Source organism: Methylobacterium phyllosphaerae, from assembly GCF_001936175.1.
Classification (GTDB): domain Bacteria; phylum Pseudomonadota; class Alphaproteobacteria; order Rhizobiales; family Beijerinckiaceae; genus Methylobacterium; species Methylobacterium fujisawaense.
The window spans coordinates 272,098-297,964 of the sequence record NZ_CP015367.1 but is presented as its reverse complement, the minus strand read 5'-3'; the positions used below and the strand labels follow the sequence as shown (position 1 = coordinate 297,964).

Below are 25,867 nucleotides of genomic sequence, written 5' to 3'. Positions count from 1 at the left end.
TGTCAGCGATCTTACCGGCCCGGTCCTCGCAGGATTTAAAGAGTTCCGTATGGTTTGCAGGTCTGCAAATGCTGACAAGATCGGCGACCCAGGCCAGGCCCTGTATGGCATGGTCTACCCTGGGCGCGGTGAATTGTATAATTGTGCACCCTACAAGGTCCGAAAATTCTTCGCGAGCCTGGCATACGCGGCATCTCTGAACTCGGAAAATCCAGAGTTTTCTTATCCGTCTGAACGTGAGCCCGGCTGATTGGTTGGGTCGATTTTTCGACCCGTGGTTGTGTTCGAGCGCTCGAGAGTGCAAGCCGACGGCGGATGAAAAAGCCCCGCGCGGCGGTGCCGGCGGGGCTGCGTGAATCTTTGGGTGGCGTGTTGGGCCAGCGCAAGCCGCGGGCCAGCCGACACGAAAAGGCCCGCGCCGGCGGACCGGGCGGGCCGGGATCTTCCAAGGGGTGAAATCAGCTGAGCGCGAGCAGGGCCCGCAGTCCGCTGATTTGGTCCGCGTAGCGATGCGCCCCGCCGATCATCGCCCCGTTCTCGTCGGTAATGTACCAGCCGCTGTGAACGGTGCTGCCCGGTTTCTCGTGGAAGTCGATGTAGGTGACCTTCAGCATGTCATGGCCCCCTGAAAGGCATGTATGGGGACAATGGGATCTGGCGGAGGGTCGTTCCGACGGCTGCGCTTGAGTCCGCAAATAAACCGCCGCGGCCGGAGCCGGGCGGTTCACGGTGGTCTTTTCGGGGCATGTCGAGGCCCGGTCTGCGCGCGGGCAGACGGCGCGGTTTCGAGTCTCCGATCGGGCTCAGCGCCCCGCCAGCCCGATCTTCGCCAGGATGATCCCCCCGAAGGCCAGCAGCACCGCCGAGGCCAGCCCCCAGCCGATCTTGCGCAGGTCGCGCAGGTGCCCGACCATCAGCAGGATCGCGTGCCGGATCGGCGCCGGGACCGTGCTGCGTCCGTCCACCACAGGGTAGCCGGCTCGGTAGCACACCGTGACGGTGCCGGATTCCTGGTCCGGCGTCTCGTTCACGAGGCACGTGGCGGGCGGGCACGGATAGACCCGGTCATCGGGGTCGAGGTCGGCCGGGAAGGCGGTTTCGAGCACCTGCTCGCCGAGCGAACGCCCGGGCCAGCCGTCCGAGCCGTTATCGGCAGGTCCCGAAAACGGGCGTCTCGTCCTGGCAACGATGTCTTAGTCGGTTGTGTGCGATCGGCTTGTCCAGAGGTGCGCCAGGCGTCAGCGGAGAGGCTTCGCCGGTCACCTGCCCTGAACGATCACCATGCTCCATGTCCCGACCCGGCTAGGTCCGCCAAGCTCGACACGCGCGACGGCAGGACCCTGAACGACCGCCGAGGGCTGCGAGCCGCGCGTGCCATGGACTAACCGCCTCGATCGACGTTTCTGCCTTTTGCTTCCGGGCTAAATAAAGTTGAGCATCAGTGCCAAGGTTCCATTGATGTTCGCATCACCTGTTCGATCGTACGCTGCTCCCGTTACGCTACTGGTCGTTCTGGCCTTTGCGATTGTGTCAGGCGCGATCGTCTTCATCGCCGACATGTACGGTCAGGCGCTGCAGGATACCGAACGCAACCTCATCGGACTCTCCACGATCCTCGCTGATCAGGCCGATCGCTCGCTCCAGGCCCTCGAGATCGTTCAAGAAGCCATCATCGAGGATATGGCCGGCGCAAAGGTCTCGACTCCCGCGGAGTACGCGGCGGCGGCGAGCCGGCGCGACTTACATGAGGCACTCAAAGCGCGCGTCGCGGCATTGCCACAGGTCAACGCGGTCACGATCATCGATCACGCCGGCCAGCTCCTGAACTTCAGCCGCTTCTGGCCGATCCCGAACGTCAACATCGCAGATCGGGATTACTTCAAGGCACTCGCTGCGGACCCGAAGCTGCAACGCTTCATCAGCCAACCGGTGCAGAACCGCGGCGACGGCGCTTGGACGATCTACATCGCCCGGAAGGTCACGGCGCCCGACGGAACGTTCCTCGGCCTCGTGCTCGGCGCGATCGAGCTCGGCTATTTCGAACGACTGTACCGGCAGATCGCACCGACCGACGACGCTGTTGTCTCGGTCTTCCGCAACGACGGGATGCTGCTCGTCCGTCATCCCTATCGGGATAACGTGATCGGCAAGATCCTGCCGACCACGGGGGCCGCGCGGATCGCCCAGACGAGTCCTCTGGGCGGCGTGATGCGCAACGTGAGCCCCGTCGATGATCAAGAACGCATCATCGCGACGAAGGCTCTCGCCGGCTACCCGCTCATTCTGAGCATCAGTCGCACGACGCAAGCGTGCCTGGCCCCCTTCCGCCGGCAGGCGCTCGCGGTCGGTGCAGCAACGGCACTCCTTCTGGTGTGCATCGCGGCCCTGTTTCGGCTCTTTCTTCGGGGGGCGAGCGCCGAGCGGCGGATCGCGAGCGCCGAAGAACGCGCCCGCAGCGAGCGTGACTTACGCGCCCATTACGAGCGGTTCGGCGTCGCTCTCGACAACATGGTTCAGGGGCTCTGCCTGTTCGACGCCGACGAGCGGCTCGTCATCCTGAACGCGCGCTTCGCCAGTCTCTACGCAATCCCCGATCACCTTCGGCAACCCGGCACGAAAGCCGAGGATCTCCGCAGGTTCGTGCTGGCGCAGCACCGCGGCTCAGGAGGTCCCTGGGAAGCCGTGCTGACGCCGCCATTGCCCCGGGTGCCTTCGGACACGGCGAGCGTCATGCATCTCACCGACGATCGGGACATCAGCGTCCTCCGCGTGCTCCTTCCGGACGGAGGCTGGATAGCGACGCACGAGGACATCACGGAGCGCCGTCGGAGTGAAGCGCGTTTGCGCTTCCTGGCGCGGCACGACGTCCTGACCCAATTGCCGAATCGCCTGCATTTCGAGGAGGTCGTCGAACTCGAACTGGCGGCAAGCGCCGATCGGGCCGAGGATGTGGCCCTTCTCTGTCTCGACCTCGACGGCTTCAAGCAGGTCAACGATCTGTTCGGCCATCCGGCCGGAGACCGCCTGCTGATCGAGGTCGCCGCGCGCTTGAAGGGATTGATCGGCGCGCGCGGCGCGGTCGCGCGCCTCGGCGGCGACGAATTCGCGGTGCTGGCGACAGATCTCGCCGCCACCGGGCACGCTGCCGCGAGGGCCCAGGCGATCATCGAGGCGATCTCTGCGCCCTACGCCGACGGCGAGCTGCGGTATTCCGTCAGTTGCAGTGTCGGGATCGCTCTCTTCCCCCACGATGGCGCCACCTACGACGCCCTGCTATCCGCTTCCGATATGGCGCTGGTGCGCGCCAAGAAGGAAGGCAAGGGAACCTACCGCTTTTTCGAGGCGGAGATGGATAAGGCAGCGTTCGAGCGGCACCGGTTGGCTCTGGACCTGCGCGCGGCGATCGGCACTGGACAATTCGCGCTGCACTACCAGCCCCAGTTCAGAGTCGCCTCGGATCGCGCCTGCGGCTTCGAAGCGCTCCTGCGATGGACTCATCCGACCCGTGGGACGATTTCGCCTGCGCAGTTCATACCGCTGGCAGAGGAGACCGGGGCGATCCTCCCGCTCGGCGAGTGGGTGCTCCGTGAGGCTTGCCGCGAGGCTGCGCGTTGGGCCTTGCCCCTCGGCATCGCCGTCAATCTCTCGATCGCGCAGCTCCAGCAAGCCGACCTGTGCGATGTCGTCGGTGCGGTGCTCGAGGAGACCGGACTGAAGGCCGACCGTCTCGAACTCGAGGTGACCGAGAGCCTCTTTCTGAAGGGTTCGGCACGCGCGCAGGAGACACTGCGCGACCTGAAGGCGCTCGGTGTGCGCCTCTCGATGGATGATTTCGGAACGGGATACTCATCCCTGGCGACGTTGGAGGCTTTTCCGTTCGACAAGATCAAGATCGATCGGTCGTTCGTGTGGCAGATCGGCGTGACGAGCAAAGGCGGCGCGATCGTCCGGGCAATCCTCAGTCTCGGTGAGAGCTTGGACATTCCGGTCATTGCGGAGGGCGTCGAGACAGAGGCGCAGCTCACGTTTCTGCGGCAGCACGGGTGTGCAGAGATACAAGGCTATCTGCGCGGCAAGCCGCAGCCGATCGCCTCCTACCGCGCGCTCGTCGATCTCGATCGTGACCTTGAGGTCGCTTAGCGACCTTTGCCCCTGCTCCGGGCGCGATTCATCATTGCTCCTGCACCCCTCAGATCTCCGTTCACTCGATGCGCGGCCGGTGAGCGGTCCGACCATCATTTGTCCCTTCCGGTCAGAGCGGCCCCCGGGCGACACATCGGATCGCAGCCGTGGGGACGGCCCCGTAGCGCGCCGGCTGGTGCCGTCCGATCCGACCCTGGGCGTGTCGCTCCTCTCGGGCCGGAACGATGCGGGCGGCTTCCACGCCTGGACCGGAGAGGAATTGGCGCGGTTCGAGGCCTGCTGGCCGGTCGGCACCCGCAGCGCCTCGCCTTCGATCTGCTGCTCTACACCGGCCTGCGCCGGGGCGACGCGGTTCGGCTCGGCTGTCAGCACGTCCGGAACGGTGAATTCCCCATCCGCACCGAAAGACCCGGATGGTGGTGATCGCGCCGATCCTGCCGGCCCTCGCCGCGTCGAACGCCGCGGGGCCGACGGGCGATCCGTCGTTCATCTGCACCGAGCGCGGAGGGCCGTCCACCAAGGAATCATTCGGCACGTGGGTCGGGAAGGTCTGCCGCGAGGCCCAATGCCCGGGTCCGGCTCATGGGCTGCGGAAGGCCGGAGCGCGTCGCGCCGCCGAGGATGGGGCGACAGAGGCGCAGCTCGAAGCCCTGTTCGATTGGGCCGACGGAAGTCGGGAGAGCGCAACCTACACGCGGACGACCAACCGGGCTCGGATGGCCCGCGAGGCGCGCAGAACTCTCGCCCCCTGGGCCCAGGAATTCCGTACCTCAGAAACAACAAAGCCCGCCAATGCGTTGGCGGGCTGCTGTCAGGCATTTGGTGCCCAGGAAAGGACTCGAACCTTCACCTCTCGCGAGACTGGTACCTGAAACCAGCGCGTCTACCAATTCCGCCACCTGGGCTTGCCGTCGGCCATCGGCCGGCGACGGCTCCGTTTAGGCAACCGAGCCGCCGCCGTCAATCGGGATTTCAGCCCTGCGGCCATTCCCGGATATCGACGAAGCGACCGGCCACCGCCGCGGCCGCCGCCATGGCCGGGGACACGAGGTGCGTCCGCCCGCGCGGACCCTGGCGGCCCTCGAAGTTGCGGTTCGACGTCGACGCGCAGCGCTCGCCCGGACGCAGCTTGTCCGGGTTCATCCCGAGGCACATGGAGCAACCCGGCTCGCGCCAGTCGAAGCCCGCGGCCTTGAGGATCTTGTCGAGCCCTTCCGCCTCCGCCTGCGCCTTCACGAGGCCAGAGCCCGGCACGATCATCGCCGAGACGCCCTCGTGCACCTTGCGGTCGCCGACGACCCGCGCGACCTCGCGCAGATCCTCGATGCGGCCGTTCGTGCAGGATCCGATGAAGATCCGGTCCAGGGTGATGTCGGTGATCTTGGTGCCCGGCGTCAGGCCCATATAGGCGAGCGCCTTCTCCTTCGACTGCCGCTTGTTCTCGTCGGCGATCTCGGACGGGTCCGGCACGCGACCCTGGATCGAGATCACGTCCTCGGGGCTCGTGCCCCAGCTCACCAGCGGCGGGAGGGCGGCCGCGTCGAGGCGCACCTCGCGGTCGAAATGGGCGCCGTCGTCCGTGACGAGGCTCTCCCAGTACCGCCGCGCCGCGTCGAAGGCCGCTCCCTTGGGTGCCTTCGGCCTGTCCTTCACGTATGCGAAGGTCGTCGCGTCGGGAGCCACCATGCCGGCGCGGGCACCGCCCTCGATCGACATGTTGCAGATCGTCATCCGGCCTTCCATCGAGAGGGCGCGGATCGCCTCGCCGGCATACTCGATGACGTGGCCGGTGCCGCCAGCCGTCCCGATCTCGCCGATGATCGCCAGGATGATGTCCTTCGCGGTCACGCCCGGCGGCAGCGTCCCGTCGACGGAGACGCGCATGTTCCGGGCCTTGCGCTGCACCAGCGTCTGGGTGGCCAGCACGTGCTCGACCTCCGAGGTGCCGATGCCGTGGGCCAGCGCCCCGAAGGCCCCGTGCGTCGAGGTGTGCGAATCGCCGCAGACGATCGTCTGCCCGGGCAGCGTGAAGCCCTGCTCGGGGCCGATGATGTGGACGATGCCCTGGCGCCGGTCGAGGGCGTCGTAGAACTCGATCCCGAAATCGCGGACGTTCTCGGCGAGCGCCTCGAGCTGCGTGCGGCTCTCAGGGTCGTCGATGCCCTGCGTGCGGTCCGATGTCTGGACGTTGTGGTCCACCACGGCGAGCGTCTTTTCCGGGTGGCGCACCTTCCGGCCGGCCACGCGGAGACCCTCGAACGCCTGCGGGCTCGTCACTTCGTGAACGAGGTGACGGTCGATGTAGAGGAGGCTGGAGCCGTCCGGCTGAACATCGACGACGTGGTCGTCCCAGATCTTGTCGTAGAGGGTGCGCGGGCTGGTCATCGGTCTTCGTCTTCGGAGATGGGATCGGTTCAGAACTCTCGCGATGATGCGTGGTCCTTAGTAGGCATCGCGCGCGGTTTTCGAAAGAGGCGAGCCCTGTCCCGGTCGATTGGCCACCCGGCTGATCCGTGCGGTTGTCACCGCGGGCGGCCCGGCGCGCTGGCGCGCGACCCCGCACAGGCTCTATGCCGGGACGATGGCGGGGGCCGGCGCGGACGAACGGCCGAACATGGGAGTGAACGATGGCTGAGGCCCCGGTCGAGATCCTGTTGCTCCGGAAGATGCATCCGCTCGTCGAGGCGGCCTTCGAGGGGCGGCACAGGGTCCACAGGCTGTCGGAGGCCGCGGATCCCGAGGCCCTGCTGGCCGAGATCGGCCCGCGGGTCCGCGCGCTCTGCGTCGGCGGTCACGTCAGCGTGGACGGGGCGCTGATGGACCGGCTGCCGAACCTGGAACTCATCGCGAATTTCGGGGTGGGCTACGATGCCGTCGACGCCGTGGCGGCGCATCGGCGCGGAATCATCGTCACCAACACGCCGGACGTTCTCACCGACGAGGTCGCCGACCTCGCCCTCGGCCTCGTCCTCGCGACCCTGCGGAAGATCCCCCAGGCCGACCGCTACCTGCGCGCCGGCCACTGGCCCAAGGCCCCCTTCCCGCTCACGGCCTCCTTGCGCGGGCGGCGGGTCGGCATCCTCGGTCTCGGCCGGATCGGGCGGGCGATCGCCCACCGCTTGGAGAGCTTCGGCGTCGCGATCGACTATCACGGCCGCAGCCGACGGGCGGACGTTCCCTACACCTATCACGACACCCTGATCGGCCTCGCCCACGCGGTCCATATCCTGATCGTGGTGGCGCCCGGCGGGCCCGAGACGCGCAATCTCGTGAACGCCGACGTTTTGGAGGCGCTCGGCCCGGAGGGCATCCTGATCAACGTCGCCCGGGGGACGCTCGTCGACGAGGCGGCGCTGACCGCAGCGCTGACGGCGGGCACGATCCTGGGCGCCGGCCTCGACGTGTTCGAGAACGAGCCGCACGTCCCGGCGGACCTCGCCGCCCTCGACAATACGGTCCTGCTGCCGCATGTCGGGTCGGCCTCCGAGCACACCCGCGCGGCGATGGCCCAGCTCGTCGTCGACAACGTCGTCTCGTGGTTCGAGGGACGGGGCCCGCTGACGCCCGTCGCCGAGACACCCTGGAGACCGAACGCGTGACACCGGCACAGGCCGCCCGACTGGCCGCATCCGCCCTCATCGCAATGGGCGCGGTCGCCCAGCCTGCCGCCGCGCAGGACGTGCCGGCCGCGACCGTCGAACCGGGTGCTCCGCCGGCCGCGGAGACGCTCGCCGCGCCGCCCGTCCCGTCCGCGCCGCCCAGCCTGCCCGAAAGGCTCGGTCAGGCGCCGGGGACGTGGGACCTGTCCCGTGACGGCACCAACCGCCGCTGCGTCATGACCCTGGTGCTGGACAGCGGCGATGCGGGCCAAAAGTTGCGCTTCCCGGCCGGATGCCGCCGGGCCCTGCCCGTCCTGAACGGCGTCGCCGGCTGGCTGTTCGTCGAAGGGAACGTCCGCTTCGTGGACCGCAATGTCCGCCCCGTCCTCGAATTCACCCGGCGGCCGGACCAGCGCAGCCTCGTCGCGCTGGCCGAGGACGGTAACCGCTACAGCCTCGTCCCCCTCGACATCGTGGCCATGCGTCCGGCCGGCGCCGCAGGCTCGCCCGAGTCCGAGCCGGCCGTGGCAGCCAGCCCGAACCCCGCCCCGCTCCAGGCCGCCGCCCCGGTTCCGGCCGAACTGCAGCCGGCGGCGACTGCTTCGGCGGCCCCCGCACCGGGTCTCTATGCCCTCGACCGGTTCCAGCAGCGCGACACCTGCCGGATCACCCTCGATGGCACCGGCGGCGGCGTGCACATCGTCCCGGGCTGCCACGACAGCGGCCTGGAGGTGTTCGATCCGGTCCGCTGGCGCTACGCGAACGGGCGGATGACGCTGACCGCCAAGCGCGGCCACAGCATCGACCTCGTGCCGAGTGGCGACGGACGCTGGCGGCGCGAACCGGAGGTCGGCACCGCCTTCGTCCTGCGCCGCGTCGACTGAGCGCGCCGCGGGGTTTCCGTCAGAGAGGCCACGCGAGCGACCGGCGATGCGTCAGCGGGACGACCCGCGACCGTCCTGTACCGGCAGCATCCGCTCCAGGAGTCCGTCCCGCCGGATGATCAGGTGCCACACCGTCCCGGCGACATGCAGCAGGACCAGGGCGTAGACAAGCCACTGGCCGAAGACGTGGATCGCCTCGAAGATCTTCTGGGCCGCATCGTCCTTCGGCAGCCCCGGGACCGTGAACAGCCAGAAATACGGCGTGTCGCGACCGGACAGCGCGCTGAGCAGGTACCCGCTGATCGGCATGATCAGGAAGATCGCGTACAAAAGATGGTGATTGACGCGGCCGATCAGCGTCAGGAGCCGGGGCGCCTGCGGATCCGGCGGCGCCGGCCGGATCATCCGCCAGACGATCCGCAGGACCACGATCGCCAGGATCGTGAGGCCGACCGATTTGTGCAGCACGAACATGCTGCCCTTGGCCGGCGTCGGCGGCAGGCTGATCGCGACCCAGGCGAGCGGCAGGACCGCCAGGACAAGGGCCGCGCTCAGCCAGTGCAGCGCCTGCGACACCGGATGGTAGCGCGGTAGGCCGGAGGCCGTGACGTAGGTTGCGGGCAGCGCTGTCGCCGCCTTGCCGGCCGTGATCGGAGAACCTGACATGATCCCTCGCGGGTGAGCGTGGTCCGCCTTCGATCTAGGGCCCGCGGCAGGCCGGGGGAGTCTCGCGTCAGTCGGATGCGCCGGGTGCGGCCGTCCGTGCCACGTCGAGCAGGGCGGCAAGCTCCGCAGCCGCGGCGCGGATCCGGGCCGCCACGGTCTCGTCGACGATGCGGCCATCCACCAGGTCGTCGGATCCGGCATAGACGGAGGTCGGCGCGACATGCGCGGCAAAGAAGCCGAACAGCGGCCTGAGCCCGTGCTCGACCACCAGGGCGTGGCGAAGGCCGCCGCCCGTGGCGGTGAGGGCCACCGGCATGCCGATCATCCGGGCGGGATCGACGAAGTCGAACACGTGCTTGAACAGCCCGGCATAGCCGCCCTGATAGACCGGCGTCCCGACGATGAGGGCGTCCGCTCCTTCGATCGCCTCGACCAGGCGCAGGGCCGGTGCCGACAGCGCGTCCCGCTGCGTGGCGCCGAGGCCCGGGCCGGCATCCATCAGGTCGTAGACGGCGAGATCGATCCCGCGGAGGCGTCCGAGTTCGGCGCCGAGCGCCTCGACCAGGATGCGGGTGCGCGAGGGCCGCTTGGCGCTCCCCGAGAAGGCGACGATGCGGGCAACGCTGGGCTTCACACTCGACTCGACACTCACCACGAAACCTTCCGCCGCAGCATGCCCCGATCCGGGCCTTCGCAAACTCTGGCGCATGCGCGGCACGCGACACGAGTGGTTTTGACGGTAGCGCATTCCCGCGCCGTATAAACCCTCGGCGGGGCCGCATGGGCGGCGGTCCGACGCGACCGTCTCGAGCCGCCCCTCATCCGCGCAGCCGCCAGACATGGCTGCGCTTGATCTCGGCATCCTCCAGCGAACGCGAGACCGGAACCGCATAGGTGGCGAGGCAATCGAGGCGGTCGCGCGGCAGGTACGTGCGGCCCGGATCGCCGATCAGCACCGTGACGCCCCGCGCCTGCAAACCGGAGAGCCAGGCGGTCACGGCCCCGGCGAGGTCGCGCTCGTAGAAGACGTCGGCGGCCAGGACGAGGTCGACCTGCGGATCGCGGCCGAGGAGGTCGTCGCAGACCGGGGTGATCCGTCCGCCGACCCCGTTGGCCTCGGCGTTGAGGCGGATCGCCGCCTTGGCGAAAGGATCGAGGTCGCTGGCCACGACGTGCTCCGCCCCGGCGAGCGCGGCGGCGATCGCCACCAAGCCGGATCCCGAGGCAAAATCCAGGACGCGGGCCCCGTCCGCGACGTCGGGGTGGTCGAGGACGTACCGGGCGAGCGCTTGCCCGCCGGCCCAGGCGAAGGCCCAGAACGGCGGCGGCAGCCCGATCTCCTGCAACTCCTCCTCGGTCCGCTGCCAGAGGTCCGTCGCCTCGTCGGCGACGTGCAGATGGATCTCGGGTGCATGGGGCACGGGCAGCAGACGGGTGTTCGCCCGGATGAATCCGGCGGGATCGTCCGGTGCGCGCACGATCAGGCCTCCAGCAGGTCGCGCCATATGGCGCGGACATGGTCGGTCACCGCAGCCTCGGTGAAGCCCCCGGTCTCGATCCGGGTTCGTGCGGCCGCGCCCAGGCCGGCGACGAGGCCGGCATCCCCGCTCAGGCGCGCGAGGGCGGCGGCCAGGGCCGGCGCGTCGTTCGGAGGAACCAGCAGGCCCTCGACGCCATCGCGCACGAGGCTGCGGCAGCCCGGGACGTCGGACGCGACCAGGGCCCGGCCGCAGGAGGCCGCTTCCAGCAGCGTCCGCGGCAAGCCCTCGCCGCCGCGAGACGGCAGGCAGGCGACATGGTGGCCGGCCCAGACCGCCGCCACGTCGGTCGTCGGCCCGTGCCAGACGATGCCGTCGCGGCTCCACGCACGCAGGGTCCCCTCGTCGATCGCCCGCCGGTTCGATGGGTCCGGCGCACCATACAGCGCCAGCTCGACCGGCGCGCCCTGGGCCCGGGCGAGGCGGACCGCCTCGACGGCGACGTCGATCCCCTTCGACCAGAGCATGCGGGCGACCACGGCCACCCGGAGCGGCGGCATGGGCGGCAGCGGGCGCGGGACGAACGCGGCCGGATCGACGCCGGCGCCGCCCACCACGGTCACGGACTGCTCCAGCGGATCGAGACCCAGGGCCCGGGCATCGTCCGGGTTCTCGAACAGGAAGCGGGTTCGGGACGAGGCCAGTGGGCCGCGGATCAGTGTCCGCAGGGCGAGGCGGGCCGCCCGCCCCAGCCGGTCGCCCCGGGCCCCGACGAGGCCGAGGCCGGTCAGCGCGTAGACCCGGGACGGGATGCCCGCCATGGCGGCGGCGGTGCCGCCGACCAGGATCCCGCGGAGGGCGATGCAGTGGACGATGTCGGCCTTGAGGGCCTTGAGGATGGCCGCGAGCTGCCCGGCCGCGTAACCCGCGGCCATCGGGTTGAGGCTCGCCCGCTCGGCTTCCAGGGGCACGACTTGCGCGCCGGTCGCCTCGATGACGGCGCGATGGGCCCGGACCCGCGTCACCACCGCGACCGCGAGGCCCATGGCGATCGCCGCGCGGGCCATCGGCAGGAAATGCGAGGCGAAGAACCAGTCCTCGGTCACCACGAAGACCAGACGGCGCATCGGAACGGGCCTGTTCCCGGGGGTGGCTTTGGACTGCATCCGATCCCTCTAGCACGTCGGCGCGGATCGTCCTGCGAGGGATGTGCTGCCCCGGAACGGCGATCCGGGGATGCCAGTTGATCGAGGCCTTCCCGCCGGGCGGTCAGCCGGGCGGCGTAGATGGGAGGGGTGGCGCATGGCGGGTGTCGAGACGGCGGAAAACGGCGGAGACCTCCGTGCGGCGGCGGCGGAGGCCGGCCTCGTCTACGTCGATGATGGCCGGCCGGGCCTGTCGCGCCGCCGCAGCGGCTCCGGCTTCCGCTACCTCGACGCGAAGGGCGCCCCGGTGCGCGACAAGGCGAAGCTCGCCCGCATCCGCGCGCTGGCGATCCCTCCGGCCTACACGGATGTCTGGATCTGCCCCCGCAGCAACGGCCACATCCAGGCGACCGGCCGCGATGCCAAGGGCCGCAAGCAGTACCGCTACCACCCGGATTTCCGGCAGGCGCGAGAGGCCAACAAGTTCTCGCGGATCATGGCCTTCGCGGACGCCCTGCCGGGCATCCGCCGGCGGGTCGATGCCGACATGAAGCGGCCGGGCCTGCCCCGCGAGAAGGTGCTGGCCACCGTGGTCCACCTGCTCGAGACCACGCTGATCCGCGTCGGCAACGACGATTACGCGCGGACCAACAAGAGCTACGGCCTGACGACCCTGCGCGATCCCCATGTGCGGATCGCGGGTTCGGCCCTGTCGTTCCGGTTCAAGGGCAAGAGCGGCAAGATCTGGGACGTGTCGCTCAAGGACCGGCGCGTCGCCCGGATCGTGAAGGCCTGCCAGGACCTGCCTGGACAGGAGCTGTTCCAGTACCTCGATCCGGACGGCACGCAGCGCGACGTCACCTCCTCGGACGTGAACGCGTATCTGCGGGAGATCACCGGCGAGGACTTCACCGCCAAGGATTTCCGGACCTGGGCCGGTACGGTGCTGGCGGCGCTGGCGCTGCGCGAGTTCGAGAGCTTCGACAGCGAGGCGGGGGCCAAGCGCAACATCCGTGCGGCCATCGAGAGCGTCGCCGGCCGCCTCGGAAACACCCCGACGATCTGCCGCAAGTGCTACATCCACCCGCAGATCCTCGACTGCTATCTAGAGGGTGACCTGCTCCTGCAGGTGAAGGGCGCGGTCGAGTCCGAGCTGAGCGAGGATCTCTCGCGGCTGCGGCCGGAGGAGGCGGCGGTGCTGGGTCTGCTCCAGGCGCGGCTGTCCGCGGCCGGGGAGAGCGTCCGGGCCGGGGCGCGGGTCAGGCCGGCGGGAACGCGCATGCGGAGCTCGAAGAAGCCGCGGGATAAGGTTGCGGCGCCGACGACCGGTTCCAAGACGTCCGGCATGGCCGAGACCGCGCCGAAGGCCAAACGGGCCTCCCGGGTCCGCAGGAAGGCTGCGGCTGCTTAGGGGGGCGGTCCCGGCGGGATCGCCCGGAGCCCCGCTCAGTGCCGGGACTGGTTGTCGTTGCCGGACGACCGGCTGTCGGTCCCGCGCCGGACCTGCTCCCCGCTCTCGACGACGGGCGCAAGTCCGAGCTGCCGGGCGAGAGAGACCAGATCCTTCAGCCGTCCGGTCTGGGTCTTGCGCCGCAGGTTGAGCCGGTGAGTCTCCACGGTGCGGACGCTGAGCGCCAGCCGCCGCGCGACCTCCTTGTTGCTGAACCCGGAGCTGAGGAAGCGCAGCACCTCGGCCTCCCGGGGCGTGAGCCCGAGGCCGTCCCCCGCCTCGGCCGGTAGCGCCACCGGTTGCTCCGGGGGAACAAGGCAATCGGAGCCCTCGGCGAGAGCGAGCAACGCGGCGCCGAGTTCCCGCGGCGACTTGGACCGCGCCACGAAGGCGTCTGCGCCCGCGGCCAGCAGGGCGCGCAGGTCGTCCGCCGTGAGGGCGCCGAAGGCGACCAGCGTGCGGAGGTTCGGCTGCCGCTCCTTCAGCGCGACGATGCGGGCAATGCCGTCGGCCAGCCGGATCTCGTCGAGAAAGACCAGGGCGACGATGCTGCCGGCGTCAGCGCGGTCCAGATCGGCTTCCCCAACGGTGTGGAACTCCGGCATGTGTTCCAGTGTGGCGCGCACCGTCGCGCTCAGGTCCTCCGGCTCATCCAGGATCAGGACGCCAACGGCCGTACTCATGACCTCGCACCTCGCTCTCCCAGCTTGATACAGGCGGCCGGGATCGAAGGCGAAGTTCCAAGATCCGTTCCAATAACGGTTGATGAATATTAAGCTTTATATTGGCGGAATCGCGCCGCTCTGGCGGATACTCGGCGGATCGATGCGCCGATCTGGGACGACGTCCGAACACTGCTCGACAGACTGTGCCGATTTGGGCCTGCCCCGCCGTCTCAACCTGCGACGGCCCGGGCCCCCTCGCCCCGGTCCGGCACCACCCGGTTCCGGCCGCTTCCCTTGGCGGCGTAGAGGGCGATGTCCGCCCGCTTGACCAGGGCCTCGATGCTGTCGCCGTCGCGCCACGTGCTGACGCCGAAGCTGCAGCTCAAGCCCACCGGCCCCTTGGTCCCGCGGATCTTCAGGGCCTGGACGCCGATACGAAGATATTCGGCATGCGCCACCGCCCTCAGAAGGCTGCAGCCCGGCAGGATCACGGCGAATTCTTCCCCGCCGAGGCGTCCGGCGATCCCCTCCCCGGAGATCGTCTCGGCCACGGCTTTGATCGCCACGTCGCCGACATCGTGACCGTGCTCGTCGTTGATGCGTTTGAAATGGTCGATGTCGAGCAGGATCGCCGAGATCGCGGGCGGGGTCCGGTGCTGCTCCACGGCGATGCGCGCCCGGTTGAAGAAGGCGCGCCGGTTGTAGGAGCCGGTCAACGGGTCCGTTTCGGCGAGGCGGATCAATTCCTCTTGCAGGGTCGTCAGGCGCTCCGCCGCACGCAGCCGCGCATTCAGTTCCTCGGCGCTCGGCGGCTTCTCGATGAAGTCGTCGGCGCCGCTGTCGAGGGCCTCGGCCAGGCTGCGGACGTTCCGCGCCGACGACATGGTGATGACGTGCAGCGGCCCCCGGGATTCCGCGAGCAGCCGGGCCGACCAGCAGAGCTCCAGCCCACAGAGCGGCCGGACCTCCAGGCTGGTGATCAGGACGCGAACCGCGGGCGTCGCCGCCAGGAATTGCAGCGCCTGCTCGGAATCCGTGAAGGCGTGCACCGCGTGGCCCCGAGGCTCGATCAGCGACGTGATGATCTGCAGCACGACGCGGCTCGAGTCGACGATGACAATCTGCATGGCGTGACCCGCAACTGAGATCCGCGGTTTAAGCTGGAAGGCTTAACTCCCCCCCAACGGAGCTGATTTCAGCATGAGCGTGGCGATTACCACTCCGGATCGGCGCTATATCGTTGTTCGGGAACGCCTGTGGCGCTGCGCCAACCCGGATTTGTCAGAGGCCTGCAGGGAGGCGCTGGTGAAGCGCCTGATGACGGCGCGCCGGGACGTCAAACACGCCAAGCAGGCTGAGCGGGCCGGCGAAGCGGGGGCCGCGGAAGCGCTGACGGCCGCCAGGGCCGCGGACGACGCGGCCAAGATCGCCCTCGGCGAGCGCGGGCCGGTCTGGTGGACGGACGGCGCGCCAGACCTGAACCGGCACCTCGTCCGCAACACGCCCTACGCGCCGTGGTTTGCGGCGCTCACCGCCGGGGAACCTGAACCGCGATGACCCGTGCCCCGGCCACCGGGTCTGCGCCGACCGCGCGCTCGTGGCGCCGAGCCTTGGGCGCGGCGTTGATCACCGTTAGGGTCGGCTGGGCCGCCGGAGCGGCCGGAATCCCCGTCACCGTCGGGATGCCGTAAGTGCCGTAGCTCCACGGGGCGGGCACGATCTGGCTCGGGCGCGGCACGCGGGTCAGCGGAGCGCCGATATAGGTTCCGCGCACGAATTCGCCGGCGAAGCTCGGATCGCCGGCATAGCCCGAACCGTACGAGACCGGCGCGTAGGGCTCGATGCTTCGGAAGGTCTGCGCGGACGCGGGCGCAGCCGCCGCCAGGGCGATCACTGTCAGGACCATCCGGTTTGTCATGAGGCCGGCTCCGATGGGGGGCGGCGCGCTCGGTCCGCGCCGGATGCGGGGCCAACAGACCGGATCATCCGCCGTTCCGCGTTTCCAGCCGCGGAGAGTGCTGAATAACCCCTCATGCCGGCACGATCGACGCTCGGATGCGGCACACTCACCGGCAGGTGGTGATCCGCCGGACCACCCAGCCCTCCCCTTCGATCCACAGGCGGCGACGGGCCCGGCTGCAGGTGACGTCGTCGTCCCGCTCCACGGTCGCGCCGTGAACCTGCGGATCGGCTTCGGCGACCTTGGTTTCGACAGGGGTGGGTGCGGCCTGAGCCGCGAGCGGCATGAGGAACAATGCGGCGCCGGCTGCGCCGGCGGCAATCAAACGGATCTTCATGGCGGGAAACGCGCTCTGCGGCCGTGCTTGGGGATTCGCTTCAGGAATGCACGGGCCGGCGGTTCGGTTGCATCCGCTGCGGTGAGCCGTGCGCCCTCTCACATCCGCGGGCGCGGCGCTTAGATTTCCCGGCATTCGCGAGTAAGGAAGAACAAAACCGGACGCGCCGGTGTCCTGACGTCCTGCGAGGTCCCTGATCGCGGGCTGCGCGGCTCGGTCCACGAAGCAAGGGTTCATGAGCAAGCCGAAGCCCCCGACCAACGCGCTACTGACGCCGGAGAAGCGTGCCGAAGATGTGGATCAGACGATCCGCCCTCTGAGCCTGTCCGAATTCATCGGGCAGCGTGCGGCGCGGGCGAACATGCAGGTGTTCATCGAGGCGGCGCGGAAGACCGGCCAGGCGCTGGACCACGTGCTGTTCGTCGGCCCGCCGGGTCTGGGCAAGACGACGCTCGCCCAGATCGTGGCGCGCGAACTCGGCGTGAACTTCCGCTCGACCTCCGGCCCGGTGATCGCCAAGGCCGGGGACCTGGCCGCGCAGCTCACCAACCTGGAGGAGCGCGACGTCCTGTTCATCGACGAGATCCACCGGCTCAACCCGGCGGTGGAGGAGATCCTCTACCCGGCCATGGAGGATTACCAGCTCGACCTGATCATCGGCGAGGGCCCGGCGGCGCGCTCGGTCAAGATCGAGCTGCCGAAGTTCACGCTGGTGGGCGCCACGACCCGGGCGGGGCTGCTGACCACGCCGCTGCGCGACCGGTTCGGGATCCCGATCCGGCTGGAATTCTACGAGATCGACGAGCTGGAGCAGATCGTGGCGCGCGGGGCGCGGGTCCTGGGCCTGGGGATGTCGGCGGAGGGGGCCAACGAGATCGCCCGGCGGGCGCGGGGCACGCCGCGGATCGCCGGGCGTCTCCTGCGGCGGGTGCGGGACTTCGCCGTTGTGGCGGAGGCCGAGACGGTGACGCGGGCGATCGCCGACCGGGCGCTGCAGCTGCTCGACGTGGACGCGGCCGGGCTCGACGTGATGGACCGCAAGTACCTGAGCCTGATCGCGCGCTCCTTCGGGGGCGGCCCCGTGGGGATCGAGACGATCGGGGCGGCCCTGTCGGAGCCGCGCGACGCGATCGAGGACATCATCGAGCCGTATCTCATCCAGCGCGGCTTCGTGCAGCGCACCCCCCGCGGCCGCGTCCTCACCCGGCACGCCTACCGCCACATGCAGCTGCCGGAGCCGAAGCGCGAGACGCCGGGACAGTTCGGCTTCTTCGGAGACGACGCGCCGTAAGGCCCGCCGCCGACCTGCCCATGCATGGAGTTCGGATCAGCATTTCCCGCGGCTCATGCGCCGGTTGCCCCGAAAACCGAGGCTCCCGCGAAGAGGTTTTGCGGCGCACCATCAGTAAGTCGCTGCGGTGCAAGCCCTTTTGGCGACGGCGCTCAAGCAATATTGCTAAGCTTAGATGCCGACTTTGCTGATGATCTGCACGAAAAAAGTGACGGATCTCATGGAACAGCGCTCTAACGCGACAGTTGTGGAGGCGACCGCGCTCAGTCTGCTGGGCGCCGGCAAGCCTGTTGGGATCGAGGCCCTGTCTCTCTGATCGCGACAGATCTTCGAGATCTCAAAAACAACGTCAGGGATAAACTTCCGCCATGAAGAAGCTTACGCTCGCCGTGCTCGGCCTGTCCGTCGCCGCCATCTCTGCGCCGGCCTTCGCGCAGGACGCCCTTCCGATCCGCGTGCTGCCCTTCGCCAATCAGGACGGCGTCGGCGCCGCTGCGACCGAGACGCCCGCCTTCCGGGCCGAGGCGCTCCGCTCGGATGCCGCCAGCATCGAGGCGAGCCGCATGGCCCTTCAGCGGTCGCGGAACCCGCAGGTCCGCAACTACGCCAACCGCGTCCTCGTCGAGCGCAAGGCGACCACCGACGCGCTGCTGCCGCCGAACACCTCGCTGTCGCGCAGCGGCTCGGTCGTGTCCGACAACCAGGGTATCCGCACCGACCTGAGCAACCCGGTCGGCCTCGTGCTCGCCCCGGTCACGGTGGCTGCCAATATCGGCACCGGCATCGTCGGCGGCGCTCTCGGCGCGGTCGGGCTCGTCGACAACAACCCGGCCGAGCCGGGCCGCCGCGTGGCCCTCGGTGACCGCGGCCAGGCGCGTCTGGCGCAGCTCCAGGCGGCGCGCAGCGGCCGGGCCTTCGACCGGACCTATATCGACCAGCAGGCCCGCTCTGACGCCCGCACCCTGGCGCTCTACGACGCCTACGCCAAGTCCGGCGACAACGCCCAGGGCCGCAAGTTCGCCACCGAGGCGCTGCCCTACATCGCCGACGAGCACGCCCATTCGGCGAGCCTCGCGGCCCGCATCGGCGGCTGAGCCGCGCGTCATCTCTGATCTGTGCGAGGGCCGCCCCCGGGCGGCCCTCGTCGTGTTGCGCCGTCGCTCAGGCCGTCGCTAAAGGAGCGCATGAGCGCGATCGAGCCCCCCATGCACGAAACGGCCGAGGTCGATGGCCAGGGCCACCGGCTTGGCGTGCGGGTCTACTACGAGGACACCGATTTCTCGGGCTTCGTGTATCATGCGAGCTATCTGCGCTTCCTGGAGCGCGGCCGCACGGAACTCCTGCGGGAACTCGCCGGCGATCAGTCCGATCTGCACCGCGACGCCCGGGGTCTCGTCTTCGTCGTGCGGCGCATGAGCCTCGATTTCATTCGGCCGGCCCGGATGGATGATCTCCTGACCGTCGTCACCCGGACCCGCGCCCTGCGCGGCGCATCGATGCACCTGACCCAGGACGTCCGGCGGGGCGATGCCGTTCTGGTTTCAGCCGATGTGACAGTCGCTTGCGTCCGGGACGGGCGCGCCGTGCGCCTCCCGGACGCGCTCCGGCGGCGTCTCGCGCCGGGAGAGGCCGCCTGACCAGATTTTGCAAAAGCGGCCGCCGGCTCTGCGGCGGATACCCGGCATCAGCCAGCGCCATGAGCGGATCATGCGTCGGCTTGCCAACGCAAGCCTGCCTGGAGCTCAGCCCGCCCGGGATGGATCGGCCTCGCACAGCACGCGGGCGAAGGCGTTGACGATGGTCATCGCGTCATACTCGATCGAGACCAGCTGGTAGCCCATCCCGACCATTTCCCGCGCCCGCGCAGGAGATGGCGCGAAGGCGCAGGGGATCTTGCCGGCCGCCCGGGTCTTGCGCGCGATCTCGCTGAGGGCTGCCGTCACCGCCGGTCCCAGGGGGTCGATGACGGTCCCCTGCGACAGGGCGATCGACAGGTCGGCGGGGCCGACCAGGATCCCGTCGATGCCCGGTACGGCAAGAATCGCCTCCAGGTCGGCGATCGCCGCCTGGGTCTCGCACATGGCGATCGTGAGGGCTCGGTCGTTGGCGCCTGCAAGGTAATCCGCCCCGTTCCGAAGCCCCGACAGCCACATGGCCCGGTCCGGCCCCCAACTCCGCTGGCCCACCGGCGGGAATTTCGCGGCGGCGGCGAAGGCCTCGGCGTCCGCCACGGTGTTGATCATCGGCGCCACGACGCCGGCGGCGCCGGCATCGAGCATCCGCGAGACCATGGCGAAGTCGCCCACCGGCACCCGCACCAGCGTCGATTTGCCGGCCAGCGCCACTTCCGTGATCGCCGCACAACAAGATTTGTAATCGTGGGTGCCGTGCTGTTGATCCAGGAGCACCGCATCGAAACCCGCGCGCGCCAGGAAGCCGGCCACCATCGGGTCCGCGATCATGGACCAGCCCAGGAACCGGGCCGGGCCGGTGGGCAGAAGGTCGGGCAAGCTGGGAACGGGGAGGGTCATGCGCGTCCTGCGTGGATCTCAGGGCTCTCGACTCGGCGCCGCTGGCGGCGACCATACGGGAGGCTCTTTCGGCAGGTCCAGCCCGAACGGCGCGGAAGCCCGCGTCCGGTGCCTCAGGATCGCCTGGATCGAAACCGATCCTTAACCCTGCCGCGCCCTTAACGGAGGCGATGCCACGGCGGGGCGCGGGGCCGCCGACGGCCCTTACTTTCGACAGATTCGCGGGCGACAGCGTTGATATCGCTCACGGATCCGGCGGACGCGGGCCTCGCCCGGCGCATCGCGATCCGGAGCAGGAGATCTCGACGGATGAACCCAGCCGACGCGATGCAGGCCGCGCCTGTCGCCGACATGACGCTGCTCGGCCTGTTCCTGCAGGCCCACTTCGTCGTGAAGATCGTGATGATCGGGCTGCTCAGCGCCTCGATCTGGTGCTGGTCGATCATCGTCGACAAGACACTTCTGTTCCGCCGGACGAAGGCCGAGATGGACGCGTTCGAGGACGCGTTCTGGTCCGGCCGCTCCCTGGAGGAGCTGTTCCGCTCGTTCAACGACCGTCCGGCCACCGGCCTCGCCGCCGTCTTCGTCGCCGCCATGCGGGAGTGGAAGCGCTCCTTCGAGGGATCCGGCCGGCAGATTCAGTCGCTCTCGCAACGCATCGAGAAGCAGCTCGACGTCACCATCCACCGCGAGGTCGAGCGGCTTGAGTCGCGGCTCCTGTTCCTCGCTTCGATCGGTTCGGCCGGCCCGTATATCGGCCTGTTCGGCACGGTCTGGGGCATCATGACCGCCTTCACGTCGATCGCGGCCTCGAAGAACACGTCGCTCGCGGTCGTCGCTCCCGGCATCGCCGAGGCGCTGTTCGCCACCGCCATCGGCCTGTTCGCCGCGATCCCGGCGGTGCTCGCCTACAACAAGCTCCAGGCCGAGGTGACCAAGGCGCAGTCGCGCCTCGAGGGCTTCGCCGACGAGTTCTCCGCCATCCTCTCCCGCCAGATCGACGAGCGGCTGCCGCTCGCCGCCTGACCCGGCTGATCCAGAGGAGAATGATCCATGGGCATGGCAGCGGGCGCATCGCAGGGCGGCAAGCGCCGCCGGCGCCGGGGCCGCCGCGGCGGTCCCATCAACGAGATCAACATGACGCCGTTCATCGACGTCGTGCTCGTTCTCCTGATCATCTTCATGGTCGCGGCGCCGATGATGACCGTGGGCGTTCCCCTGGATCTGCCACAATCCAAGGCCTCCCCGCTGAATTCCGACGTGAAGCCGATCACCCTGTCGATCCGCCAGACCGGCCAAGTCTTCCTGGGCGAGGACGAACTGACGGACGACACGATCGTGCCGAAGCTCATGGAGACCGCCAAGACCGGGACCGAGGAGCGCGTCTTCGTGCGCGGCGACAAGCGGGTCGATTACGGCCGCGTGGCGCAGGTGATGGCGATCGTGACCGGCGGCGGCTTCAAGAAGGTCGCCCTCGTCACCGAGCCTGAGCATCAGTAGGGCCGTCCCGTGGAGTTCCGCTTCGACCGCAAGGAACCGGGTGTCTGGATCTCCGCCGGCACCCATGTCGCGCTGCTCGCGCTGGCGCTCGTCAGCGTTGCGGCCCCGGCCCTGCCGGAGGCCCAGGAGGGCGTGCCCGTCGAGGTGATCACCGAGAACCAGTTCTCCGAGATCACCAAGGGTGAGCGGCAGGCCGACAAGCCGATGCCGAACGCGACGTCGCGGGCGGACCGCAAGGCCGAGAAGTTCGAGGATCGCGAGCCCGAGAACGCCAAGACCGACGCCCCCACCGCCCCCACCCGCACCGCCGAGATGAAGCTCGCCAACGCGGAGGAGATGCCGCTCCGCGGCGAGCCGGATCCGCAGGAGGCCGCGAAGGCGGCGCAGGAGAAGCGCGACGCCGAGAAGGCAGCCGCCAAGGCTGCGGAGAAGGCCGCGGAGAAGGCCGCCGCGGAGAAGGCTGCGGCCGACAAGGCCGCCAAGGCCGAGGCAAAGGCCAAGTCCGAGGCCGCCGCTGCCAAGGCCGAGGCCGAGAAGCGCGAACAGCTCGAGAAGCTGATCGAGAAGCAGGAGGCCGAAGCCGAGGCCGCCGCGCAGAAGGCCGCCGCGAAGGCCAAGGCCGAGGCCGCCGCCAAGGCCGAAGCGGCCAAGGAAGCCGCGAAGGAAGCTGCGAAGGAAGCCGCCAAGAAGGCCGCGGACGCCAAGGCGAAGGCCGAGGCGGAGGCCGAGCGCCAGAAGGAGATCGCCGAGGCCAAGGCCGATGCGGAGCGCGAGAAGGCGGAAGCCGCCGCGAAGGCCAAGGCGGAGGCTGCTGCCAAAGCGAAGGCGAAGGCCATGGCGGATGCGAAGGCGAAGGCCGACGCCGAGGCCAAGGCGCGCAAGCAGGCCGAACTCGCCGACAAGTTCAATGCTGGCGATATCCGTTCGATGCTGGCTTCGAAGGCGCCGTCGCAATCCACCGGCGCCACCGGTCACACGGTCCAGAAGGTGGCGGCGCTGGGCGCCGCGACCGGCACGGCGCAGCGTCTGTCGCCGTCGCTGCGCGACGCCCTGGTCGGCCTGCTCCAGCAGCAGATCGAGCGCTGCTACTCGGCGCCTCCCGGCGCGGCCCAGGGCGTGGTCCTGCCGGTGCTCGACATCCGCCTGAACCCGAACGGCTCGCTCAGCACCGAGCCGCGGATCATGCGCGGCGGGTCGAGCGCGGTGGATCAGTCGATCGCGCAGGCCGCGCTCCGGGCGGTGCGCCGTTGCGCGCCGTACAACATTCCGGCCACCTATGCGCCGTATTACAACGACTGGAAGGCCATCAACGCGGAGTTCGAGTTCACGGCGACCTGAGGTCTTCCAGCCCGCGTACCGCCGTCCCCGCGTCCTCGTCTGATCGTCACTCGGATCCGACCCATCATGCTGCACCTCCCCTTCGTCGGGCGTCTCCCGACGTCCTATGCCGCGCGCCTGATCGCGCTTCTCGTGATGCTGACGGGCTTCCTGGCGGGGCCCGCCCAGGCGCAGCTGCAGCTGCGCATCGGCGGCGGCAACTTCCAGCCGATGCCCATCGCCATCGCGGATTTCGGCGGCGACCCGAGCCTCGGCGGCCTCGTCTCCGGCGTGGTCACCAACAACCTGCGCCGCTCCGGCTATTTCACGCCCCTCGAACACGCCCGCTTCCCGGAGCAGCCGAACTTCGATGCCGCGCCGAATTTCGAGAAGTGGCGCGCCACCGGCGTCCAGGGGCTCGTCACCGGCCGCGTCGTCCGAGAGGCCGGCCGGGTCAAGGTCGAGTTCCGGCTCTGGGACGTGACCTCCGGCCAGCAGATGACCGGCCAGCAATACGGCACGGACGCCGCCAACGTCCGGCGCACCGGCCACCTGATCTCCGATGCGGTCTACACCAAGATCACCGGCCTCGGCCCCTGGTTCGACAGCCGCATCGCCTTCGTGGACGAGACCGGTCCGAAGGAGAACCGCCGGAAGCGCCTGATGGTCATGGACCAGGACGGCGCCAACGTCCGGGCCATCACCACCGGCGAGATGTCCATTGTGGCGCCGCGCTACTCGCCGGCCACGCAGGACATCGCCTTCATGGCGCAGGCCACCGGCCACCAGCCGCGGGTCCAGGTCATCAACCTGGAGACCGGATCGCGCCAGGCGCTCGGCAATGTCGACTCGATGAGCGCGAGCCCGCGCTTCTCCCCGGACGGGCGCAAGATCGTGATGAGCGTCCAGCAGGGCGGCAACGCCGACATCGTGACCATGGACATCGCCTCGAAGGCCCAGCGGTCGATCACCAACGGCATGGCGATCGATACCTCGCCGACCTACTCGCCGGATGGCGCGCAGATCGCCTTCGAGTCCGACCGCGGCGGCTCGCAGCAGGTCTACGTGATGGGGGCGGACGGCTCGAACCCGCACCGCATCACCTTCGGCGCCGGCTCGGCCTCCCAGCCGGCCTGGTCGCCCCGGGGCGACCTGATCGCCTATACCCGGCAGCGCAACGGCGGGTTCGCCATCTGCGTGGCGAAGCCCGACGGGTCCGGCGAGCGCGTCCTCACCGAGGGCTTCCACAACGAGGGCCCGACCTTCGCGCCGAACGGCCAGTACGTGCTGTTCTTCCGCGATCCGGGCGGTCAGGGCGGCGGCAAGCTGTTCATGGTCGACATCACCGGCAAGGTCGAGCAGCCGGTCCCGACGCCCGCCTACGCGTCGGATCCCACATGGTCGCCGCTGCTGGCGGGCCGCTGAGCGGCAGCCACCTCTCCCGATCCGCGGCGTCCGGTGGTGTCGGACGCCGCGGCTCCGCCCGTCATCGCGCGTGCCGTGCGGTGACCCAGGGCCGCGTCAGGTCCGCATGCGTGGCGCCGGCCTGGAGCGCAGCGCTCGGCGCGCGAACACGGCGGCGACGCGGGCCATCGCGGACGACGCCGAGGCATCTCCGGCCGCGTCCCGATCTCGTCACCCCTGCACCATCAGCCGGTCGCGCGCCTTGAGGGCCGGGAACAGCCGGCCCCAGAGCAGCGCCACGCCGATCGTCGCGGCGCCCCCGACCACCACCGCCGGGACCGCCCCGATGGCGGCGGCCAGCAGCCCGGATTCGAACTCGCCGAGTTCGTTCGAAGCCCCGATGAAGACCGTGTTCACCGCCGAGACGCGGCCGCGCATGGCGTCCGGCGTCTCCCCCTGCACGAAGGTCTGGCGCACGTAGACCGAGATCATGTCGGCGGCGCCCGTGACGAACAGGCAGGCCATCGAAAGCGGCAGCGACGTCGAGAGCCCGAAGGCGACCGTGGCGGCGCCGAACACGGCGGCGGCCCGGAGCATGCGCAGCCCGGCATGGCGCCGCAGGGGGTAATTCGCCAGCAGCACCGCCATGGCGACCGCGCCGAAGGCCGGCATGCTCCGGAGCGCCCCGAGCCCGAGTGGGCCGACATGCAGCACCTCGTCGGCATAGATCGGCAGCAGCGCCGTGGCGCCGCCGAGCAGCACGGTGAACAGGTCGAGGCTGATCGCCCCGAGCACAACGGGCTGCGAGCGGATGTAGGCGATGCCGGCCGAGAGGGCCGCCCAGGTGATCGGCGGCCGCTCGCTCACCGCCGCCGGCCGGAAGCGGATCAGCAGGGTCAGGATGCTGGCCACGGCAAAGCTGGCCCCGGCTCCGCCGAACACCACGGCGGGCCCGAGGGCGTAGAGGAAGCCGCCCAAAGCCGGTCCCATCACGGAGGCGCTCTGCCACAGGGACGCGTTCCACGCGATGGCCGAGCTGAAAAGCGGTCCCGGCACCAGGGTCGGCAGCAGCGCCTGGAGGGCCGGGTTGGCGAAGGCCCTGGCGGTGCCCACGAGGATGACGAGGGCGTAGATGGGCCAGACGGCGTGCACGCCTGAGAGCGCGCAGGCGAGGAGGCCGAAGCTCGCCAGACTTTGGAGGGCGAAGGCGGCGGCGCTGACGAGGCGGCGATCGTAGGCATCCGCGACATGGCCGGTGATCAGCGCGCAGAGCACCGCCGGAAGGAAGCCCGCGAGGCCCACGAGGCCCAGCGCCAGGGCGGAATGGGTCACATCGTAGACGAACCAGCCGATCGCCACGGCCTGCATCTGATAGGCGAGGCCCGTCAGGAAACGGGCCGCGCCGAACAGGCGGAAATCGCCGATGCCGAAGACGGCCCAGCCGGAACGATCGTGTGCGGACATGCTTCCTGCTGCGCGGGACCGCCGGAAGAAGCA

Annotated in this window: 26 protein-coding genes and 1 tRNA gene; 13 read left to right on the top strand and 14 right to left on the bottom strand. The window is 69.5% G+C overall.

All coding sequences use genetic code 11. From position 1 onward, the window contains the following. Window positions 1-458 precede the first annotated feature (458 nt). Both MCBMB27_RS29350 and MCBMB27_RS01460 read right to left on the bottom strand, forming a co-directional pair. Window positions 459-614, bottom strand: a complete 156-nt coding sequence (locus MCBMB27_RS29350) for a hypothetical protein (RefSeq protein ID WP_158498440.1) — start codon at window positions 612-614, stop codon at window positions 459-461. A gap of 189 nt (window positions 615-803) precedes the next feature. Further along, entirely contained in the window at window positions 804-1,106 is a 303-nt protein-coding gene (locus MCBMB27_RS01460) for a head-tail connector protein (RefSeq protein ID WP_075379698.1), read from the bottom strand. A 325-nt stretch (window positions 1,107-1,431) separates the two neighbouring features. Between MCBMB27_RS01460 and MCBMB27_RS01455 the strand changes: the two genes are divergently transcribed. Further along, window positions 1,432-4,140, top strand: a complete 2,709-nt coding sequence (locus tag MCBMB27_RS01455) for a bifunctional diguanylate cyclase/phosphodiesterase (protein WP_236952861.1) — start codon at window positions 1,432-1,434, stop codon at window positions 4,138-4,140. Window positions 4,141-4,963: 823 nt separating this feature from the next. Here the strand turns inward: MCBMB27_RS01455 and MCBMB27_RS01450 are convergent. After that, a tRNA-Leu gene (locus MCBMB27_RS01450) sits at window positions 4,964-5,048 on the bottom strand. A gap of 67 nt (window positions 5,049-5,115) precedes the next feature. Beyond that, on the bottom strand, window positions 5,116-6,528 hold the full coding sequence (leuC, locus tag MCBMB27_RS01445) for a 3-isopropylmalate dehydratase large subunit (protein WP_043388616.1): 1,413 nt from the start codon (window positions 6,526-6,528) through the stop codon (window positions 5,116-5,118). 242 nt (window positions 6,529-6,770) lie between these two features. On the opposite strand from leuC, the gene MCBMB27_RS01440 reads away from it, so the two are divergent. Next, window positions 6,771-7,742 carry a 2-hydroxyacid dehydrogenase gene (locus tag MCBMB27_RS01440; RefSeq protein ID WP_043354484.1) on the top strand — a complete coding sequence of 324 codons (972 nt, stop codon included), beginning with the start codon at window positions 6,771-6,773 and terminating at the stop codon, window positions 7,740-7,742. After that, the gene (locus tag MCBMB27_RS01435; RefSeq protein WP_075379696.1) at window positions 7,739-8,626 is read left to right on the top strand and encodes an AprI/Inh family metalloprotease inhibitor; all 888 of its coding nucleotides are present in this window, start codon (window positions 7,739-7,741) and stop codon (window positions 8,624-8,626) included. The genes MCBMB27_RS01440 and MCBMB27_RS01435 overlap by 4 nt, the downstream gene beginning before the upstream one ends. A gap of 51 nt (window positions 8,627-8,677) precedes the next feature. On the opposite strand, the gene MCBMB27_RS01430 is transcribed toward MCBMB27_RS01435, so the two are convergent. From MCBMB27_RS01430 to MCBMB27_RS01415, 4 genes are all read right to left on the bottom strand, one after another. Beyond that, on the bottom strand, window positions 8,678-9,292 hold the full coding sequence (locus MCBMB27_RS01430) for a cytochrome b (RefSeq protein WP_075379695.1): 615 nt from the start codon (window positions 9,290-9,292) through the stop codon (window positions 8,678-8,680). Window positions 9,293-9,359: 67 nt separating this feature from the next. Next, complete coding sequence (locus MCBMB27_RS01425) at window positions 9,360-9,947, bottom strand: NAD(P)H-dependent oxidoreductase (protein ID WP_078947308.1); 588 nt, start codon at window positions 9,945-9,947, stop codon at window positions 9,360-9,362. Between the two features lie 163 nt (window positions 9,948-10,110). Continuing rightward, window positions 10,111-10,797: a class I SAM-dependent methyltransferase gene (locus tag MCBMB27_RS01420; RefSeq protein WP_052083544.1), complete on the bottom strand. Its 687-nt coding sequence runs from the start codon at window positions 10,795-10,797 to the stop codon at window positions 10,111-10,113. Continuing rightward, on the bottom strand, window positions 10,773-11,936 hold the full coding sequence (locus tag MCBMB27_RS01415; RefSeq protein WP_075379694.1) for a glycosyltransferase: 1,164 nt from the start codon (window positions 11,934-11,936) through the stop codon (window positions 10,773-10,775). Before MCBMB27_RS01415 ends, MCBMB27_RS01420 begins: the two co-directional genes overlap by 25 nt. A gap of 136 nt (window positions 11,937-12,072) precedes the next feature. Here MCBMB27_RS01415 and MCBMB27_RS01410 point away from each other — a divergent pair, with 136 nt between their 5' ends. After that, window positions 12,073-13,326 (top strand): DNA topoisomerase IB, encoded by a 1,254-nt coding sequence (locus MCBMB27_RS01410; protein WP_075379693.1) that lies wholly within the window; start codon window positions 12,073-12,075, stop codon window positions 13,324-13,326. Between the two features lie 35 nt (window positions 13,327-13,361). On the opposite strand, the gene MCBMB27_RS01405 is transcribed toward MCBMB27_RS01410, so the two are convergent. Beyond that, the gene (locus MCBMB27_RS01405) at window positions 13,362-14,048 is read right to left on the bottom strand and encodes a LuxR C-terminal-related transcriptional regulator (RefSeq protein WP_043349091.1); all 687 of its coding nucleotides are present in this window, start codon (window positions 14,046-14,048) and stop codon (window positions 13,362-13,364) included. Window positions 14,049-14,260: 212 nt separating this feature from the next. After that, entirely contained in the window at window positions 14,261-15,157 is an 897-nt protein-coding gene (locus MCBMB27_RS01400) for a GGDEF domain-containing protein (RefSeq protein WP_043349093.1), read from the bottom strand. 73 nt (window positions 15,158-15,230) lie between these two features. On the opposite strand from MCBMB27_RS01400, the gene MCBMB27_RS01395 reads away from it, so the two are divergent. Then, on the top strand, window positions 15,231-15,587 hold the full coding sequence (locus MCBMB27_RS01395; protein ID WP_075379692.1) for a hypothetical protein: 357 nt from the start codon (window positions 15,231-15,233) through the stop codon (window positions 15,585-15,587). Here the strand turns inward: MCBMB27_RS01395 and MCBMB27_RS01390 are convergent. Both MCBMB27_RS01390 and MCBMB27_RS01385 read right to left on the bottom strand, forming a co-directional pair. Further along, window positions 15,559-15,948, bottom strand: coding sequence for a hypothetical protein (locus MCBMB27_RS01390; protein WP_043755846.1), 390 nt, complete (start codon window positions 15,946-15,948; stop codon window positions 15,559-15,561). The two genes, MCBMB27_RS01395 and MCBMB27_RS01390, sit on opposite strands and share 29 nt — an antisense overlap. Before the next feature lie 148 nt (window positions 15,949-16,096). Continuing rightward, window positions 16,097-16,327, bottom strand: a complete 231-nt coding sequence (locus MCBMB27_RS01385) for a hypothetical protein (protein ID WP_075379691.1) — start codon at window positions 16,325-16,327, stop codon at window positions 16,097-16,099. A 235-nt stretch (window positions 16,328-16,562) separates the two neighbouring features. Here MCBMB27_RS01385 and ruvB point away from each other — a divergent pair, with 235 nt between their 5' ends. The 4 genes from ruvB (at window position 16,563) to ybgC (ending at window position 19,255) form a co-directional block, all read left to right on the top strand. Further along, on the top strand, window positions 16,563-17,618 hold the full coding sequence (gene ruvB, locus MCBMB27_RS01380) for a Holliday junction branch migration DNA helicase RuvB (RefSeq protein ID WP_043349101.1): 1,056 nt from the start codon (window positions 16,563-16,565) through the stop codon (window positions 17,616-17,618). Window positions 17,619-17,793: 175 nt separating this feature from the next. Next, window positions 17,794-17,934 carry a hypothetical protein gene (locus tag MCBMB27_RS29345; RefSeq protein ID WP_159020286.1) on the top strand — a complete coding sequence of 47 codons (141 nt, stop codon included), beginning with the start codon at window positions 17,794-17,796 and terminating at the stop codon, window positions 17,932-17,934. Between the two features lie 52 nt (window positions 17,935-17,986). Next, on the top strand, window positions 17,987-18,712 hold the full coding sequence (locus MCBMB27_RS01375) for a DUF4142 domain-containing protein (protein WP_043755843.1): 726 nt from the start codon (window positions 17,987-17,989) through the stop codon (window positions 18,710-18,712). 90 nt (window positions 18,713-18,802) lie between these two features. After that, window positions 18,803-19,255, top strand: a complete 453-nt coding sequence (gene ybgC, locus MCBMB27_RS01370; protein WP_170861898.1) for a tol-pal system-associated acyl-CoA thioesterase — start codon at window positions 18,803-18,805, stop codon at window positions 19,253-19,255. A 105-nt stretch (window positions 19,256-19,360) separates the two neighbouring features. Here ybgC and MCBMB27_RS01365 read toward each other — a convergent pair whose 3' ends face one another. Next, window positions 19,361-20,149 carry an HpcH/HpaI aldolase family protein gene (locus MCBMB27_RS01365; protein ID WP_075379690.1) on the bottom strand — a complete coding sequence of 263 codons (789 nt, stop codon included), beginning with the start codon at window positions 20,147-20,149 and terminating at the stop codon, window positions 19,361-19,363. A gap of 309 nt (window positions 20,150-20,458) precedes the next feature. Between MCBMB27_RS01365 and tolQ the strand changes: the two genes are divergently transcribed. The 4 genes from tolQ to tolB all read left to right on the top strand — a co-directional run bounded on the left by tolQ (window position 20,459) and on the right by tolB (window position 24,391). After that, a complete protein-coding gene (gene tolQ, locus MCBMB27_RS01360) occupies window positions 20,459-21,175 on the top strand; it encodes a protein TolQ (protein ID WP_043349106.1) in 717 nt (238 codons plus the stop codon). 27 nt (window positions 21,176-21,202) lie between these two features. Then, a complete protein-coding gene (locus MCBMB27_RS01355; RefSeq protein ID WP_043349109.1) occupies window positions 21,203-21,649 on the top strand; it encodes an ExbD/TolR family protein in 447 nt (148 codons plus the stop codon). Window positions 21,650-21,658: 9 nt separating this feature from the next. Further along, window positions 21,659-22,987 carry a cell envelope integrity protein TolA gene (gene tolA, locus MCBMB27_RS01350; protein ID WP_075379689.1) on the top strand — a complete coding sequence of 443 codons (1,329 nt, stop codon included), beginning with the start codon at window positions 21,659-21,661 and terminating at the stop codon, window positions 22,985-22,987. A gap of 66 nt (window positions 22,988-23,053) precedes the next feature. Further along, on the top strand, window positions 23,054-24,391 hold the full coding sequence (gene tolB, locus MCBMB27_RS01345; protein WP_043387949.1) for a Tol-Pal system beta propeller repeat protein TolB: 1,338 nt from the start codon (window positions 23,054-23,056) through the stop codon (window positions 24,389-24,391). A 210-nt stretch (window positions 24,392-24,601) separates the two neighbouring features. Here the strand turns inward: tolB and MCBMB27_RS01340 are convergent, their stop codons facing one another. Further along, window positions 24,602-25,834 carry an MFS transporter gene (locus MCBMB27_RS01340; RefSeq protein ID WP_075379688.1) on the bottom strand — a complete coding sequence of 411 codons (1,233 nt, stop codon included), beginning with the start codon at window positions 25,832-25,834 and terminating at the stop codon, window positions 24,602-24,604. Between the last annotated feature and the right edge of the window lie 33 nt (window positions 25,835-25,867).